The 15,501-nt window shown below is 53.0% G+C and carries 14 protein-coding genes; all 14 read right to left on the bottom strand.

Annotation, left to right across the window (positions count from 1 at the left end; all coding sequences use genetic code 11):
• Positions 1–3: 3 nt before the first annotated feature.
• Positions 4–381 (bottom strand): (2Fe-2S) ferredoxin domain-containing protein, encoded by a 378-nt coding sequence (locus tag FYJ51_RS00870; protein ID WP_154502213.1) that lies wholly within the window; start codon positions 379–381, stop codon positions 4–6.
• Positions 378–932, bottom strand: coding sequence for an ATP-binding protein (locus tag FYJ51_RS00865; protein WP_205946090.1), 555 nt, complete (start codon positions 930–932; stop codon positions 378–380). Before FYJ51_RS00865 ends, FYJ51_RS00870 begins: the two co-directional genes overlap by 4 nt.
• The gene (locus FYJ51_RS00860) at positions 929–1,630 is read right to left on the bottom strand and encodes a PHP domain-containing protein (protein WP_154502207.1); all 702 of its coding nucleotides are present in this window, start codon (positions 1,628–1,630) and stop codon (positions 929–931) included. The genes FYJ51_RS00865 and FYJ51_RS00860 overlap by 4 nt, the downstream gene beginning before the upstream one ends.
• The gene (locus tag FYJ51_RS00855) at positions 1,630–1,959 is read right to left on the bottom strand and encodes an AraC family transcriptional regulator (protein ID WP_154502204.1); all 330 of its coding nucleotides are present in this window, start codon (positions 1,957–1,959) and stop codon (positions 1,630–1,632) included. Before FYJ51_RS00855 ends, FYJ51_RS00860 begins: the two co-directional genes overlap by 1 nt.
• Positions 1,937–3,145 carry a [Fe-Fe] hydrogenase large subunit C-terminal domain-containing protein gene (locus FYJ51_RS00850; protein ID WP_154502201.1) on the bottom strand — a complete coding sequence of 403 codons (1,209 nt, stop codon included), beginning with the start codon at positions 3,143–3,145 and terminating at the stop codon, positions 1,937–1,939. Before FYJ51_RS00850 ends, FYJ51_RS00855 begins: the two co-directional genes overlap by 23 nt.
• On the bottom strand, positions 3,142–3,570 hold the full coding sequence (locus tag FYJ51_RS00845; RefSeq protein WP_154502198.1) for an ATP-binding protein: 429 nt from the start codon (positions 3,568–3,570) through the stop codon (positions 3,142–3,144). The genes FYJ51_RS00850 and FYJ51_RS00845 overlap by 4 nt, the downstream gene beginning before the upstream one ends.
• Positions 3,567–3,923 carry a hypothetical protein gene (locus FYJ51_RS00840; protein WP_105303721.1) on the bottom strand — a complete coding sequence of 119 codons (357 nt, stop codon included), beginning with the start codon at positions 3,921–3,923 and terminating at the stop codon, positions 3,567–3,569. Before FYJ51_RS00840 ends, FYJ51_RS00845 begins: the two co-directional genes overlap by 4 nt.
• A gap of 12 nt (positions 3,924–3,935) precedes the next feature.
• The gene (locus FYJ51_RS00835; RefSeq protein ID WP_105303720.1) at positions 3,936–4,424 is read right to left on the bottom strand and encodes an NADH-quinone oxidoreductase subunit NuoE family protein; all 489 of its coding nucleotides are present in this window, start codon (positions 4,422–4,424) and stop codon (positions 3,936–3,938) included.
• A 238-nt stretch (positions 4,425–4,662) separates the two neighbouring features.
• On the bottom strand, positions 4,663–4,914 hold the full coding sequence (locus FYJ51_RS00830; protein WP_154502195.1) for a TM1266 family iron-only hydrogenase system putative regulator: 252 nt from the start codon (positions 4,912–4,914) through the stop codon (positions 4,663–4,665).
• Between the two features lie 5 nt (positions 4,915–4,919).
• A complete protein-coding gene (thrS, locus tag FYJ51_RS00825) occupies positions 4,920–6,692 on the bottom strand; it encodes a threonine--tRNA ligase (RefSeq protein WP_154502192.1) in 1,773 nt (590 codons plus the stop codon).
• A 270-nt stretch (positions 6,693–6,962) separates the two neighbouring features.
• Positions 6,963–8,465, bottom strand: a complete 1,503-nt coding sequence (gene glpK, locus FYJ51_RS00820) for a glycerol kinase GlpK (protein ID WP_154502189.1) — start codon at positions 8,463–8,465, stop codon at positions 6,963–6,965.
• Between the two features lie 168 nt (positions 8,466–8,633).
• Positions 8,634–11,468 carry a pyruvate, phosphate dikinase gene (gene ppdK / locus FYJ51_RS00815; protein ID WP_154502186.1) on the bottom strand — a complete coding sequence of 945 codons (2,835 nt, stop codon included), beginning with the start codon at positions 11,466–11,468 and terminating at the stop codon, positions 8,634–8,636.
• A 212-nt stretch (positions 11,469–11,680) separates the two neighbouring features.
• Positions 11,681–12,628: an alpha/beta hydrolase gene (locus FYJ51_RS00810; RefSeq protein WP_105303716.1), complete on the bottom strand. Its 948-nt coding sequence runs from the start codon at positions 12,626–12,628 to the stop codon at positions 11,681–11,683.
• 58 nt (positions 12,629–12,686) lie between these two features.
• Entirely contained in the window at positions 12,687–15,299 is a 2,613-nt protein-coding gene (locus FYJ51_RS00805) for a valine--tRNA ligase (protein ID WP_154502183.1), read from the bottom strand.
• Positions 15,300–15,501: the final 202 nt, after the last annotated feature.

Genomic DNA, 15,501 nt, shown 5'->3' with positions numbered 1-15,501 from the left:
CGATCAAGCCTCCTGTGCCTTCTTTGCGGCATCAACCGTATATTCTTCTACGATGTGCCCCTTGCCGATGTGTTCTGCGAGAACCTTCGCTGCCTTCTCAGGTGTCATATGGACATAGGTGGTATGCTCGCCATCCTTGCCATACACTTCGACGATCGGCTCATAGACGCACATGCCGATACATCCGGTCTGCGTGACCACGCAGTCGTAGCTGTGCTCTGCAGTCTCTTCAACCAGACGCTTGAGCACCGGTCTTGCGCCGGCAGCGATTCCGCAGGTAGCCATGCCCACCACCACGCGATAGCTCTTCTCACTGTCTCGCATCTCGACCTTCTTTAAAGCAGCTTCTCTCATTTTCTTGAGATCTTCCAGACTCTTCATTCGTTCTCCTCCTTGATCTGCTTTATTTCTTCGCTGATGTATTCTTTCATCCAGAGAAGCACTTCAGGCGTCTGCAGGGGCACACCTGCCAGCTGTTTCCTGACCTCTCCGGATTCAAAGACAAACTCCTTTTCATCGGTACTGAAGCGCAATACGTAATCGATGGAATCATCTGCTGAGATGCAGTCCATCATCATCTCTCCGAGATCTCCCATCTCCGGAGTATCAATGCAGTCTCTCTGCACAGAAGCAGTGATGATCGTTCCTTTTCCGACTTCGCTCTGAATGTCAAATGCTCCATTGCACTGCTCCGTCATCCCTTTCAGAAATGCAACTCCCATGCCGACTTTTCTGGTCTTCCGGGTGGTCGTGAACGGATCCGATACCCTTGCGGCTAATTCCGGACTCATTCCCTTTCCATCATCCTGAACCGTGATCTCAATTACGTTATCTTTCCGGCTTTCACGAATCTTCACGAGAATATGCCTGGCACCAGCCTGGATGCTGTTCATGAGAATCTCAAGAATCTGCATTGCCAGATCCTGCATCATAGCCGTTTCCTCCAGAGACTTTCCAGCGTTTCTTCTGACATCTGATGTTCCCGTTCCGAGATATCGACCAGCCGATGAGCATCGCTGTCGATCAGCCAGATCGTATCTTCCTCCTTCATCCATGGATGCAGGGACAGGACTTCTTCTTTCTCCTTCTCGTTTCTGATTTCCAGCGCATCATAATCCAGATCTTCCGGAATGAATCCGAGCTGGTTCATGATGCTGTTTTCTCTGCCCATCACATGCGCAGGCACCGCAATTCCGGAACATGCATGAATCGCATCGATGCATTCCTCCAGTGCGGCATTCAGGGAAACTAGCAGCAACCGTTCCTCGATGCCGATCAGCTCATCCATCCCGTTTAGGATTTTCTCGCTTCCGAAGTAGTCCGGATCATTCGGTACCGATGGCATCACGGTATCAATCCAGGCCTGCAGCTTCTGACTGTCTTCCAGGTTCCTGAAGAGCGCCAGGATATGCACTTCTTCCATGCTCTGCAATTCTGCTCCATATAGAAGACGGATCCCGGTCTGCTGTGCGGCATCTTTCATACCGGGCTGCTGGCGGCAGGAATTATGATCGCTGACCGCGATCAGATCCAGTCCTTTCAGCAGCGCCATGTTGCAGATGTTGTTCGGAGTCATCTCCTCTTCTGCACATGGAGACAGGCAGCTGTGGATATGCAGGTCGTAGTACATCAGAGCAGCTTCGAGAGCGTGACGGCAGTCTCATAAACCGGCATGCCGCTTTCCAGAATCACGATGTTCTCTTCTTCTGCCTTGGCGACGAGATCTTCCGGAACGGAAGCACCATCGGCAATGATGATGCAGGAGAATTCCCTGAGCGCAGCCACGGCAATGATGTTGCGATGTACCTGGACGGTGATCCAGGCCTGGCCGGGCTGGCCTCTTCCCATCACCCAGCTGAGCAGATCGCCGGCATATCCGCCGGTGATGTTCCGTGACAGATCAAGGTCCGGATTGTCATTCTTCCAGCCGGTTCTGTCAAGGAGTTCCCTGATGGTCATGTGCACCCTCCTTCATCGCTGCACGGATTCTGCAGTCATCGAGTGTCTTGTTTCCTTTGGCGATTTCCTCGGCCATGATCCGGCATGTCTGCATGCCGCATGCACTGCAGTCATAGCCAGGCAGTCTCTCGAGCTGTTCGTTGACTTTCTGGAAGAATGCCATCTTCTCGGAGAACGTTCTCTGATCTTCGCTCGTGCGGCATACGCTGTCGCTGTACAGATCATCGAGCGGAATCTCTGAGATCGGCTTCTCTCCATCGGACGTCAGCTCATAGATGTTGTTCCGGGTCAGAAAGCTGTTGCCCCAGAGCAGATGGCCGCCGATACAGCCATTGAAGCATGGAAACAGGTAAAGCAGACGATACGTATTCAGCTGTCCGAATTCTTCGAGGGACAGCACGGAATTGATTTTCTCGAAGCCATCGGCAATCAGATATTCCGGTTTCTGAGCCATGGCTGCAGGGTTGCAGGACTGCAGTCCCTCTCTGGAAAACAGGACTTCGTCTCTGCCTTTCTTCATGTTCTGGCGGATTTTCGGAAAGATATCGACAATTGCCAGCGCATGATCGGTTTCATATTCGAAGTTGCCGTATGGGTATTTTGCCAGGGCAAGCTTTGCTTCGCATTCGCAGCAGCTGAAGATTCCGACCCGGCCATGATTCTGATGCATCTTCCGGATCATTTTCGCAGCCGCTTCGCTCGGATAGATCAGCGGTGCCAGATTGTCCAGCAGCATCGGATAGACGGTTTCGATCAGACGGTTGACGACCGGACAGAATGAAGCGATGACGCTCTGATTGCCGAACTCTTCAGACAGCATCTTCGTTTCATGCATGATCTGTCCTTCGACCGGCGAGATGTCGACGACTTCGTCGAATCCGAGCATCCGGATGGCGTGGAACAGATCTTCGGCTTCTTCTCTTGAGCGGCAGGAATTGGTCAGGGCCGATGGCACCATGCATACCGTATAATCGTAGGAACGGATATCTTCCAGCGTGCTTCCCTGGGCAAGCAGGCCTTTATTATGGCAGCTGCGGATACACCTTCCGCAGTTGATGCAGCGGTCGGGGTTCACGAGGATCCTTCCCTGCTCCATCGACAGCGCACTGGTCGGACACGACTTCACGCATTTCAGACATTTCACGCACCGGGACAAGGTGTAAGTGACAACGGTTTTTGCTTTCATGAGGTCTGATGGAAGCGGAGCTTCAGAATGGTTCCAGCAGGCGATGTCTGAATATCAAACCGATCGGAAACCCGCTTGATATTCGGCAGTCCCATGCCGGCGCCGAAGCCGAGCTCTCTCGCTTTCTCGCTGGCAGTTGACCAGCCAGGCGTCATGGCTTTTTCGAGATCCGGAATTCCCGGACCTGGATCAGCAAAGCAGAGAGAAACGGTCCCATCATCCATGACATCCATGGTGATCTTTCCGCCATAGGCATGGATGATCATGTTGATCTCTGCTTCATAGCTGGCCACGGCAATCCTTCTCAGCACTCTGGGAGGATAGCCGATCTGGCTCAGCGTCTGCTTGATATGGCTGCTGGCCTCCCCGGCGTTTGCATAGTCATCCTGAACCACCTGATATTCCTGGTGAAGAACTGAGGTCATATGCCGTGCAGTCCTTTCTCATAGAGGATGCCGCACGTCTCATACATCGTGAGATCGGTGGAAAAGAGACTGATATTCATCTCATCAGCGATGGACAGGTCGAGATCGGAAAGATGCTTTCCGCGTACAATGATCACGAGGTTCACATCCAGCATCTCGGCCGTGCGCAGCACCTGCGCATTGCAGAGGCCCGTGATCAGCACGGTGCTCTCCGGAGACTTCTGAATCATCGCTAGGGCATCGCTCATCAGATCGGTCGCAAAAGCAGCAGAATACTCCTTCTCCTTCCAGCCGGCATCAGCCGTATGGAGGGTAACTGCATGGACCGCACCAGTGATCTCGTCTGCCCGCATATATCTGTTTCCTCAGGCAGCAGATTCCGCAGAACGGATCCTGCCGACTTCTTCGTCCAGCCGAGCAATCGTGCACTGCCCGATGGTCTTTCCGTCAATCACGCATACCGGAGCAAGGCCGCACGCACCTAAGCACCTGGTCGCATCAAGTGAGAACATCCCGTCTTCCGAAGTCTTGTTGATCGCAGCTCCCGTCAGCTTCATCGCTTCATCAATCAGCGCCTGGCTTCCCTTGACATAGCATGCAGTACCGAGGCATACATTGATGACATGCTTGCCTTTCGGCTGAGTGGTGAACTGTGCATAGAAACATACAACCCCGTAGATGTCGGCAACACTCTGATTCGTGGCCGCAGCGATTTTCTCCATCGCCTCAAACGGGATATACCCTAGGGAATCCTGCACTTCATGCAGCATGACGATGGCCGGTCCCGGCTCGCCGCGATGACGCTCGACGATCTGATCGATTGCTTTCAGGCTCTCCTGATTCAAACGTTCCATTATTCTGGACACTCCCTTCTTTTCGGAATCTGATGATGATTCAGTGTGCATTTTTCAGATTCTGAAGCACCTGTGATTATTATACTTAAATCTGATTTTGAATACCATACACCTGAGAGGAGATTTTGCAGACATTCAGAATATTTCACAATCTTAGCAGGGGACGTTCTGAGTCTTTGCACTCATGCATGCATAGAAAAAAGGTGCTCCTGGAAAGAGACACCTTCAGTCAATTGAATCAGGATTTGGAATATGCGGTGCGGACGGTCAGACCTTCGATCGCTCCCAGCTTTCCGGTCAGTGCGGAAATGCGGTCATTCGGCGCATCCACTGCTACGCTGATCAGCGAAAGATTCTTCTTCGGATACGGAATACCCATGCGGCCGATGATGCAGTCGCCGTATTCATGCAGGATTTCATTCAGCCGGGAAACGCAGTCGCGGTCCTCGACGATAATCGCGATCACAGCGATGCGATTAGCTTCTGCCATGCGGATCAAAGTCCTTTCGAAGCAATCTCTTCCGCAGCTTTGCTGCAGAATTCATCGAAGCTCATCTTCACCGCATCCTTGGAACCATAGCGGCGTACGGTTACTGCATGGTCATTGACTTCGCCTTCGCCGACCACGATCTCAACCGGAATCTTGCTCGTCTGTGCTTCGCGGACACGGTAGCCAAGCTTCTCGTTGCGGGAATCGACGGAAACACGCATGCCTCTTGCCTTGAGCTGACGTTCAATCTCTTCGGCATACTTCAGCTGGCTCTCAGACTCTCCGGAAACCGGAAGAATCACGACCTGCTTCGGGGCCAGCCAGAGCGGAAGAACACCCTTCGTCTCTTCAAGCAGGAAGGCAATGAAACGATCGAGGGAACCGAGAATTGCACGGTGAATGACGACCGGACGCTTCTTCGTGCCATCGCTGTCGACATATTCGAGTTCGAACCGCTCCGGAAGCTGATAGTCGAGCTGGATCGTGGAAAGCGTCACATCATGGCCGATGGCACTGCGGACCTGAACATCGATCTTCGGTCCGTAGAAGGCTGCTTCGCCCTTGGCTTCATAGTACTTGACGCCCATCTCCTTCAGCACTTCGCGCAGTTCCGTCTCGCTGCGCTCCCAGAGCTCATCATTGCCGAAGTACTTGGCAGCATTGTCCAGATCTCTGAGGGACAGGCGGAAGCTGTATTCCTTGAAGCCGAAGTCTTTGTAGACATCAAGAATCAGCTTTGTCACTGCCTTGATCTCAGAACCAATCTGGTCCGGGCGGCAGAAGATATGAGAATCATTCTGTGTGAAGGCACGAGCCCTCTCGATGCCCGTCAGGGCCCCGGATGCCTCGAAGCGGAAGTCATTTGCAATCTCAGCGATTCTGACTGGCAGATCGCGGTAGGAATGCAGAGTGTTCTTGTAGATCATCATATGCTCCGGGCAGTTCATCGGACGAAGCACATATGCATTATCCGGGTCTCTGCGATCCTGCATGGCCGGGAACATATCATCCTTGTAATGATCCCAGTGGCCGGAGATCTTATACAGCTTGACGTTGGCAACAGACGGCGTCATGACATGGATATAGCCCTGATCGAGTTCCTTGTCCATGATGTAATCGGACAGAATTCTGCGGACCGTGAAGCCATTCGGCAGATACATCGGCAGACCCGCACCGACCACATCCGAGAACATGAACATCTGCAGTTCCTTGCCAAGCTTGCGGTGATCTCTTGCTTTCGCATCTTCGAGTTCTGCCAGATACGCATCCAGTTCTTCCTGAGTCGGGAAGCAGACGCCGTAGATTCTCTGCAGAACCTTGTTATGCTCATCGCCCTTCCAGTATGCACCGGAATGCTTCAGAAGCTTGAAATAGCGGCACATCTTCGTATTGTCGACATGCGGGCCGCGGCAGAGATCGGTGTAATCTCCCTGCGTATAGCAGGAGATGACCTGCTCGTTCTCATCCATGCGATTGATCAGATCGAGCTTGTACGGATCATCCTTGAACATCTCGAGAGCTTCCGCCTTCGTGATTTCATGACGTACAATCTTCTTGCCATCCTTGGCAAGCTTCTTCATCTCTTTCTCGATTCTCGGCAGATCTTCATCGCGGATCACGTCATCGCCGAGGTCCATATCATAATAGAATCCTTCTTCGACTACCGGTCCGACCCAGAACTTTGCCTGCGGATACAGATGCTTCACGGCCTGTGCCATCAGATGGGCACAGCTGTGATTGAGAACATGGAGTTTCTCATCTTCCTTGAAATTGATCATCGTAATCTCCTTTATAAAAGAAAAGCGTCCCTCATACGAAGGACGCTGAACGAGCGCGGTACCACCTTGTTTCCCGGACTTTCTCCGGACTCCTCATTAACCCTTTAACGCAGGATAGCGGGATCCGATTGAGGACCTGCTCCCAGGCGGTAAATTCTGTGCTCCTCAGTTTCCTCTCATCAGCCGGAAACCTTTCTGATCCGAGCGCTCAGAACTGTTGTCCTGTTCATCGCATTTGTGACTTTGTTATACAGCGAGTCTCAGAATCTGTCAATCTTCTGCCGGAAACATCCTGGCAGCCTGAACCGCTTTCTGCCAGCGAGCATACAGATGCTCCGACTCTTTTGCGGTCATCTGCGGCGAATAAACCATGCGGTTCTTCTTCGATTCTGCCGTCAGCTCTTCCGGACTCTTCCAGAACCCGACGCCAAGTCCCGCCAGATGAGCAGCTCCCATGGCAGTCGTCTCAATATTGCCAGGCCGCTGCACTTCGCACTGCAAGAGATCACTCTGGAACTGCATCAGGTAGTTGTTCGCACTGGCGCCGCCGTCGACCTTCAGATACGGGATCTTCCGGCCGCAGTCATGTTCCATGGAATCCAGCACGTCTCTGGTCTGATAAGCGAGAGATTCCAGAGTTGCTTTCGTGATATCGGCCTTTGTCGTTCCTCTCGTGATGCCGAACAATGCACCACGGCAGCGGTCATCCCAGTACGGAGCACCGAGTCCGACAAATGCCGGCACAAGGATGACGCCGGAATTCTTCGAAGCAGCCTGAGCAAGTTCTTCCGACTGAGAAGATTTCTCGAAAAACTCCATCTGATCTCTTAACCACTGAATCGCAGAACCGGCAACGAATACCGATCCTTCGAGGGCATATGTAATCTCTCCCTGATAGCCCCAGGCAATCGTCGTGACGAGCCCATGTTCGCTGCGGTGCGGAACGGATCCGGTATTCATCAATAAGAAGCATCCGGTTCCGTAGGTATTCTTGACGCTTCCTTCTTCAAAGCAGTTCTGGCCGAACAGGGCGGCCTGCTGATCGCCTGCGACCCCGGCAATCGGAACTTCCTGACCGAAGAAATGATACGGTGCCGTCACTGCGAATACGCCGCTGCTGTCCTTGACCTCCGGCAGCATCTCCATCGGGATATTCAGAATCTGACACAGTTCTTCATCCCACCTCTTCTCGAAGATGTTATAAAGCAAGGTGCGGCTGGCATTGGAATAATCCGTGACATGTGCTTTCATGCCAGACAGGCAGTAGATCAGCCAGGAATCAATGGTTCCGGCATACAGTTTCCCCTGTTCGGCAAGTTTCTGTGCCCCTGGCACCTGATCAAGCATCNAGCGGATCTTCGTCGCGGAGAAATACGGATCGATGCGAAGTCCGGTCTTCGAACGGAACAGTTCTTCATATCCCTGTTTCTTCAGGGAATCGCAGATGTCTGCCGTCTGGCGCGACTGCCAGACGATGGCATTGCAGATGGGAAGACCAGTTTCCTTATTCCAGATGACAGTCGTTTCACGCTGATTTGTAATGCCGATACCGGCGACCTGAGAGGGCTGAATGCCGGATTTCTGCAGGCAGCTTGCCATAACTGAAAGGACTGACAGCCAGATTTCATTAGCATCATGCTCGACCCATCCGGGATGCCGGAAGTACTGCGTGAATTCCTTCTGGGCACTGGAAATGATCCTGCTTTCATGATCGAAGAGTACCGCCCGAGAACTGGTAGTTCCCTGGTCAATGGCCATAATGTATTGTTCCATGAATTGCTCCTTTGCCATGCATGCAGAACAGATGCATGGCTGCTTACTATCTCCAATATACGAAATCAGACCTGCAAAATCAAGCTCGCCCCAAACAAGAAAAAAGGCCGGAAGCCTCATGATGTCCGAAACATCAGAAGCTTCTCAGCCTTCATAGAATCAGAGTGATTACTTTGCCTTGCGGCCGGACTTTCTGCCAGCGGTCTTCTTCGCTGCCGTCTTCTTAGCAGCAGTCTTCTTCGCTGCAGTCTTCTTTGCGGCAGGCTTCTTGCCAGCAGTCTTCTTCGCCGTGGCCTTCTTCGCTGCGGTCTTCCTCACAGCCTTCTTAGCAGGCTTTGCTGCAGCCTTCTCAGCCTTCTTGGCAGCGTCGACGCGGATCGCAGCCTGTGCAGCAGCCAGACGAGCCAGCGGGACACGGTACGGAGAGCAGGATACATAGTCCAGGTTCAGTGTCTGGAAGAACTGGATGGAAACCGGATCACCGCCATGTTCACCGCAGACACCCAGATGGATATCCGGGCGAGTAGCACGGCCATGTTCAGCAGCCCAGCGGACCAGCTTGCCGACCCCATTCACATCGATGTGAGCGAACGGATCGCTTTCATAGATGTGCTTGTCATAGTAATCCTTGAGGAACTTGCCAGCATCATCTCGGGAGAAGCCGAAGGTCATCTGGGTCAGATCGTTTGTTCCGAAGGAGAAGAACTCAGCGGTCTCAGCAAGTTCGCCGGCATTGATAGCGCCGCGCGGAACTTCGATCATCGTGCCGATGTGATAGTTCATCTTGACCTTGGCAGCAGCGATCGTCTCATCAGCAGTCTTGCGGATGATGTCAGCTACATAATCAAGTTCTTTCTTCTCGCCGACCAGCGGAACCATGATTTCCGGCTCCAGGTGCCATGTGCGATGCTTCTTGTTGATGGCAATGGCAGCGTTGATGATTGCTCTTGTCTGCATGACGCCGATTTCCGGATAAGTGACATCCAGACGGCATCCGCGGTGGCCCATCATCGGGTTGAATTCCTTGAGAGCAACGTCAGCTGCCTGAACGTCTTCGACTGTGATGCCCATCTTGTCAGCGACTTCCTTGATTGCTTCCGGAGTCTGCGGCAGGAATTCATGCAGAGGCGGATCAAGCAGACGTACAGTGACGCTGCGGCCCTTCATCGCTTCGAAGATTCCTTCGAAGTCTTCCGTCTGATACGGCTCGAGGAGATCCAGTGCCTTCTTGCGCTGTTCCGGAGTCGTGGATACACAGAGCATGCGGATTGCTTCGATACGCTCCTTGGAGTTGAAGAACATGTGCTCCGTACGGACAAGGCCAACACCTTCTGCACCGAACTCAACTGCTCTTGCAGCATCTTCCGGAGTATCAGCATTCGTGCGGATCTTCATTGTGCGGCGCTCATCCGCCCACTTCATGAACTTCGCGAAGTTTCCGGAAATCGTAGCCGGAACACTCTTGACTTCACCGCGGTATACGAGACCCGTATTGCCATCGACGGAGATGATGTCGCCTTCCTTGAAGACTTCCCCATTGACCGTGAACTGCTTGTTCTCTTCATCAACCTTGATGTCACCGCATCCGGATACGCAGCATGCACCCATGCCGCGGGCAACGACTGCAGCGTGGCTGGTCATGCCGCCGCGGACAGTGACGATTGCCTGGGAGACGTGCATCCCGGCGATATCTTCCGGAGAAGTTTCAAGACGGACGAGGACAACCTTCTTGCCAGCAGCTGCCTGCTCTTCTGCTTCCTTGGCGGTAAACACGATTGCGCCGCAGCCAGCGCCCGGAGCAGCAGCGAGGCCCTTGGCAATGACATCCTTTGCCTTATTCTTGAGATCTGCTTTATCAAACGTCGGATGCAGCAGGTCATCGAGTTGCTTCGGCTCTACCATGAGCAGAGCTTCATCCTTCGTGATGAGCTTCTCGTTGACCATGTCAACTGCGATCTTCAGAGCAGCATTGGCAGTACGCTTGCCGTTGCGGCACTGCAGCATGAACAGCTTGCCATGTTCAATCGTGAACTCCATATCCTGCAGATCATGATAATGATGCTCGAGCAGCTTGGAGATTCTTGCGAATTCCTTGTAAGCAGCCGGCATCGTTTTCTTCAGATGATCGATCGGCTCCGGAGTGCGGACACCAGCAACGACGTCTTCGCCCTGTGCGTTCATCAGGAACTCACCGAACAGCTTGTTCTCGCCAGTTGCAGGATTGCGGGAGAATGCGACACCAGTGCCGCAGTCATTGCCCATGTTCCCGAATACCATTTCCATGACGGAAACTGCAGTTCCCCAGTCATCCGGGATATCGTTCATGCGGCGGTAGTAGATTGCACGCTCATTGTTCCAGGAACGGAACACTGCCATGATGGCACGGTTCAGCTGAACGATCGGATCCTGCGGGAAATCTTCTCCCAGGTTCTTCTTGTAGAATTCCTTGAACTCCTTGGTGAGTTCAACCATATCATCCGCATCGAGCTCGACATCCTGCTTGACGCCCTTCTTTTCCTTCATGGCATCAATCAGCTCTTCGAACTTAGCCTTGCTGAGGCCCATGACGACATCGCCGAACATCTGGATGAAACGGCGGTAGGAGTCATAAGCGAAACGCTTGTTCTGAGTCTTCTCTTCAACGACCTGAACGACTTCATCATTCATGCCCAGGTTCAGAATCGTATCCATCATGCCAGGCATGGATGCACGCGCACCGGAACGGACCGAAACGAGCAGCGGGTTCTTCTTGTCGCCCAGCTTCTTGCCAGTCGTCTTCTGGAGCCATGCAGTATACTTGTCGATCTGCTTCTGGATCTCCGGAGCGATGGTCTCGTTGTCGTGATAATACTGAATGCAGGCTTCCGTCGTGATCGTGAATCCGGACGGAACCGGCAGACCGATGTTGCTCATCTCAGCAAGGTTCGCACCTTTGCCGCCGAGGAGCTCACGCATCTTTCCGTTGCCTTCTGAAAACTTGTAGACGTACTTCTTAACAGCCATAAAGCCTCCCTTTAAAGTATGAAAACTATTGATTTCACAGTTGTGATTATAAAACATGTGAATTTAATAAACAAGGCAATGAGAGCGATTTCTGTATGCGTTCACAGTGATTTCAGATTCCCTTCAGGCATCTGATTCCGTGTTCCGGTAACCATGCATGCATGAATTGCCGCTCTGCCGGCATAAGAAAGAGGGCATTTCTGCCCTCACGATTATTCAGGAATGAAACGATCGACGAAATTCCAGACAGTTTCCCAGTACTCCGGCTGACGGAATGCTTCGGCATGTCCGCACGGGAACGTATGAATCTCTTTCTCCGATCCGCAGGCGCTGTAGCATTCATGAACCATCTGCGGCGGAACCGCCTGATCCATCTCGCCATGCAGGAACAGCATCGGCACATGTGCCGCTCTGAGCTGACGCTTCGTGTCGATATCATAGAACGAGAAATGCAGGAACTGCTTCACATAGAAATCAACGCACGGCATGAACGGTCTGGATGGGATCTTCATGCCCTGATCAGTCGCATAAATGAGTTCTTCCTTGAGATCGGAATAGCCGCTGTCTTCAATCGCACACTTCACGTTGTCCGGCAGATAATCGCCAGCCGCGTTCATGACGGAAGAAGCCCCCATGGAAACTCCGAACAGCACGATCTGTGCTTCCGGATCGAAGCTGGTGAGATAGCCGATCCAGCTGATCAGATCATAATGCTCCGGCCAGCCGAGCCCTGTATAGGTTCCTCCAGAAAGACCGCAGCCTCTGCTGTCCGGCATCATCAGGTTGTATCCCTTCCCGGATGCTTTCTCTGCATAGGAAAGCATATCCTTAGCACAGGAATGATAGCCGTGTGCGAAGATCATCCACTTGTGACTTTCCGGATGCGTGGTCAGACGCATCGCATGGAGCGTCACGCCGTCATAGCTCTGAATTGTGTCATCACTGCGTTTTGCGGACTCCAGGAACTTCGTGTTCTCTCCCTGCTCCGTCTGGTCCGGACTGATGGAATTGCCAGGCAGCTTGTAGCGGGAATGGCCCAGGTCGAATGCTTCCCGGAAGATGTAGTAGGCGGTTCCGGCATAGGCTGCCGTCCCGACCGCCGCAGCTGCGCCGATGGTCTTCAGGACCGGATGATCGTTCTTCTTCTCATTTCTGCTCATGTTCTTGCAAACCTCCGATGATAGAAACTGGATTTCTTTCGTCAGTATAACACAGCTTTCAGGAATTCAGCGCAGCGAGACGTTCCTTGACAAGCGCAAGCTGCTTTTCGTAGTCGGCCTGCTTCTTCTGCTCGAGTTCCACTTTCTCTTTCGGAGCTTTGGCAAGGAATCCTGCATTCGACAGGATTCCGGCAGAACGCTTCAGCTCCCCTTCCAGGCGCTTCACTTCGGCATTGAGCTTTGCCTTCTCCTTTTCCGGATCCAGGAGTTCGGAACTCGGAATATAGAAGGAACCATTCGGAACCGTCTGCACGGACAGATCGCCGCTCAGGGATTCCACCCAGGTCGTCTTTGCCATGCGTTCCATCATCGCTGCCTGGTTGGCATCGACCGGAATCACATTGCCATCGAGATCGCGGATCATGACATCGAGATGTGCCGACGGCTTGAGATCGCTGGCAGTCTTGATCTCACGTATCTTCGCGATAATCGAGATGATGCGGTCCATCGATGCAAGATTGCTCTCCGGAAGATCGCGGATCGGCTTCGGCCAGGATTCCAGGCAGATGCTTTCTTTCTCATGCGGCATCTTCAGATAGATCTCTTCGGTCACAAATGGCATAAATGGATGCAGTAGACGGACAATCGCATTCAGCGTCACGAGCAGCGTGCTCTGAGCTGCCTTGCGGACATGCTCATCCTCGCTGGACAGCGATGCTTTGGACATCTCGATGTACCAGCTGCAGAAGTCGTCCCAGACAAAGCTGTACAGCTCATTTCCGACCAGGGCGAATTCATACTTCTCCATGTTCTCGGTGACATGCAACAGCACCAGATTCAGCTTGTTCAGGATCCATGCATCAGAAGCACTGAGATTGCTGAGATCGATGTCTTCCATCGTCATGCCTTCCGGCAGATTCATCAGCACGAAGCGGGAAGCGTTCCAGATCTTGTTGATGAAGTTCCAGGCAGCTTCGACTTTCTCCGGGATATAGCGCATATCCTGGCCAGGCGTGCTGTTTGTGGTCAGGAAGAAGCGCAGCGAATCGACCCCGTACTGATCGATGACTTTCATCGGATCAATTCCGTTGCCGAGCGACTTTGACATCTTTCTGCCCTGGCTGTCGCGGATCAGACCATGGATCAGAACGTCCTTGAACGGACGCTGCTTCGTGAAGTGGCGGGCCTGGAAGGCCATGCGGGCAACCCAGAAGAAGATGATGTCATAGCCGGTGACCATCGTGCTGGTCGGATAATAGCGTTCATAGTCCGGCGTATCTTCCGGCCATCCCAGGGTAGCGAATGGCCAGAGTGCACTCGAGAACCAGGTATCGAGCACATCTTCATCCTGGGTCCAGTTCTCCGGATCCTTCGGATCTTCTTCGCCGACATACGTTTCGCCAGTCTGCTTGTTATACCATGCAGGGATGCGGTGGCCCCACCAGAGCTGACGGGAGATGCACCAATCTTCGATGTTCTCGAGCCATTGCGTAAAGACCTTCTCGAAGCGTTCCGGATAGAAGCTGATCTTCTGGTCCGGATCCTGCTGATTCTTCAGCACGTCATCGGCGAGCGGCTTCATCTTCACGAACCACTGCTGAGACAGATACGGCTCGACAACGCAATGCGTGCGCTCGGAATGGCCGACATTATGCATGATGTCTTCGATCTTGATCAGGTTTCCTTCTCTTCTGATCTTCTCGATGACGGCAGTTCTTGCCGCATAGCGGTCCATGCCCTTGAATTCGCCGCAGAGTTCATTCATCGTGCCGTCCGGATTCATGCAGATAGGCTTCGGAAGATTGTGGCGTTCCGCAATTGCGAAGTCATTCGGATCATGGGCAGGCGTGCACTTCATGATGGCGGTGCCGAAGTCCATGTCGATATAATCATCGCCGATGATCGGCAGTTCCTGTCCGTTTGCCGGGTTGATCGTATGCTTTCCGATCAGGTGCTGGTAGCGCTTGTCGTTCGGGTTCACGACGACGCACACATCGCCGAACATCGTCTCCGGACGGGTGGTCGCAACATGGAATTCCTCGCCGGTCTCAACGACCTTGTAGCGCATGTAGTACATCTTGCCGGGATCATCCTGATAGTAGACCTCGATGTTGCTGAGGGCAGTGCGGGCTTCCGGATCCCAGTTGATGATCCGCCAGCCGCGGTAGATCAGACCTTCGTTGTACAGGGTCACGAACACATGGCGGACTGCTTTGTTGAAACCTTCATCCATCGTGAAACGCTCACGGCTGTAGTCCAGGCTGTTGCCCAGCTTTGCCCACTGCTTGCGGATGGTGGACGCATATTCTTCTTTCCATTCCCAAGCTCTTTCCAGGAACTTCTCCCGGCCGATGTCGTAGCGGGAAACGCCTTCGGACTTCAGGCGTTCATCTACTTTTGCCTGGGTTGCGATGCCGGCATGATCCATGCCCGGCAGATAGAGCATGTCATAGCCCTGCATGCGCTTGTAGCGGGCAATGATGTCCTGGAGCGTGTTGTCCCAGGCATGGCCGATATGCAGGATGCCGGTCACATTGGGAGGCGGGATCACGATCGTGAACGGGTCTTTCGACTTGTCACCGGCGGTGAAGTATCCTTCCTTCACCCAGTGATCATACTTTCCTTCCTCCACTGCCTTGTGGTCGTACTTCGGTGCGAGATTCTCTTTCATACTAAATCCTCCGAACATAAATAAAGCGTCCCTCAACTGAAGGACGCTGACGTCTGCGTGGTACCACCTTGCTTGCTTCTCGAACTGCGTAACGTGCATATCCCGGTTTCTCTTACTGACGCATTTCAGAGAAACAGCTCCCGGATGACTTCGCCTCTTCCTGCATGCACTTCCTTCTCATCCCCCGGAAGCTCGCTTTCCA

The organism is Stecheria intestinalis (assembly GCF_009696165.1).
GTDB classification, from domain to species: domain Bacteria; phylum Bacillota_I; class Bacilli_A; order Erysipelotrichales; family Erysipelotrichaceae; genus Bulleidia; species Bulleidia intestinalis.
Note: the sequence above shows the minus strand (reverse complement) of the source record. Positions and strands in the feature narration are given on the sequence as shown.

What these genes read in the sequence shown, in the direction of transcription:
- FYJ51_RS00850 (WP_154502201.1), bottom strand. Translation starts at nt 3,145, where the DNA reads ATGAAAGCAAAAACCGTTGTCACTTACACCTTGTCCCGGTGCGTGAAA.
- FYJ51_RS00860 (WP_154502207.1), bottom strand. Translation starts at nt 1,630, where the DNA reads ATGTACTACGACCTGCATATCCACAGCTGCCTGTCTCCATGTGCAGAA.
- FYJ51_RS00865 (WP_205946090.1), bottom strand. Translation starts at nt 932, where the DNA reads ATGATGCAGGATCTGGCAATGCAGATTCTTGAGATTCTCATGAACAGC.
- FYJ51_RS00840 (WP_105303721.1), bottom strand. Translation starts at nt 3,923, where the DNA reads ATGCGGGCAGACGAGATCACTGGTGCGGTCCATGCAGTTACCCTCCAT.
- FYJ51_RS00830 (WP_154502195.1), bottom strand. Translation starts at nt 4,914, where the DNA reads ATGGCAGAAGCTAATCGCATCGCTGTGATCGCGATTATCGTCGAGGAC.
- FYJ51_RS00805 (WP_154502183.1), bottom strand. Translation starts at nt 15,299, where the DNA reads ATGAAAGAGAATCTCGCACCGAAGTACGACCACAAGGCAGTGGAGGAA.
- FYJ51_RS00845 (WP_154502198.1), bottom strand. Translation starts at nt 3,570, where the DNA reads ATGACCTCAGTTCTTCACCAGGAATATCAGGTGGTTCAGGATGACTAT.
- FYJ51_RS00810 (WP_105303716.1), bottom strand. Translation starts at nt 12,628, where the DNA reads ATGAGCAGAAATGAGAAGAAGAACGATCATCCGGTCCTGAAGACCATC.
- FYJ51_RS00870 (WP_154502213.1), bottom strand. Translation starts at nt 381, where the DNA reads ATGAAGAGTCTGGAAGATCTCAAGAAAATGAGAGAAGCTGCTTTAAAG.
- thrS (WP_154502192.1), bottom strand. Translation starts at nt 6,692, where the DNA reads ATGATCAATTTCAAGGAAGATGAGAAACTCCATGTTCTCAATCACAGC.
- ppdK (WP_154502186.1), bottom strand. Translation starts at nt 11,468, where the DNA reads ATGGCTGTTAAGAAGTACGTCTACAAGTTTTCAGAAGGCAACGGAAAG.
- FYJ51_RS00835 (WP_105303720.1), bottom strand. Translation starts at nt 4,424, where the DNA reads ATGGAACGTTTGAATCAGGAGAGCCTGAAAGCAATCGATCAGATCGTC.
- FYJ51_RS00855 (WP_154502204.1), bottom strand. Translation starts at nt 1,959, where the DNA reads ATGACCATCAGGGAACTCCTTGACAGAACCGGCTGGAAGAATGACAAT.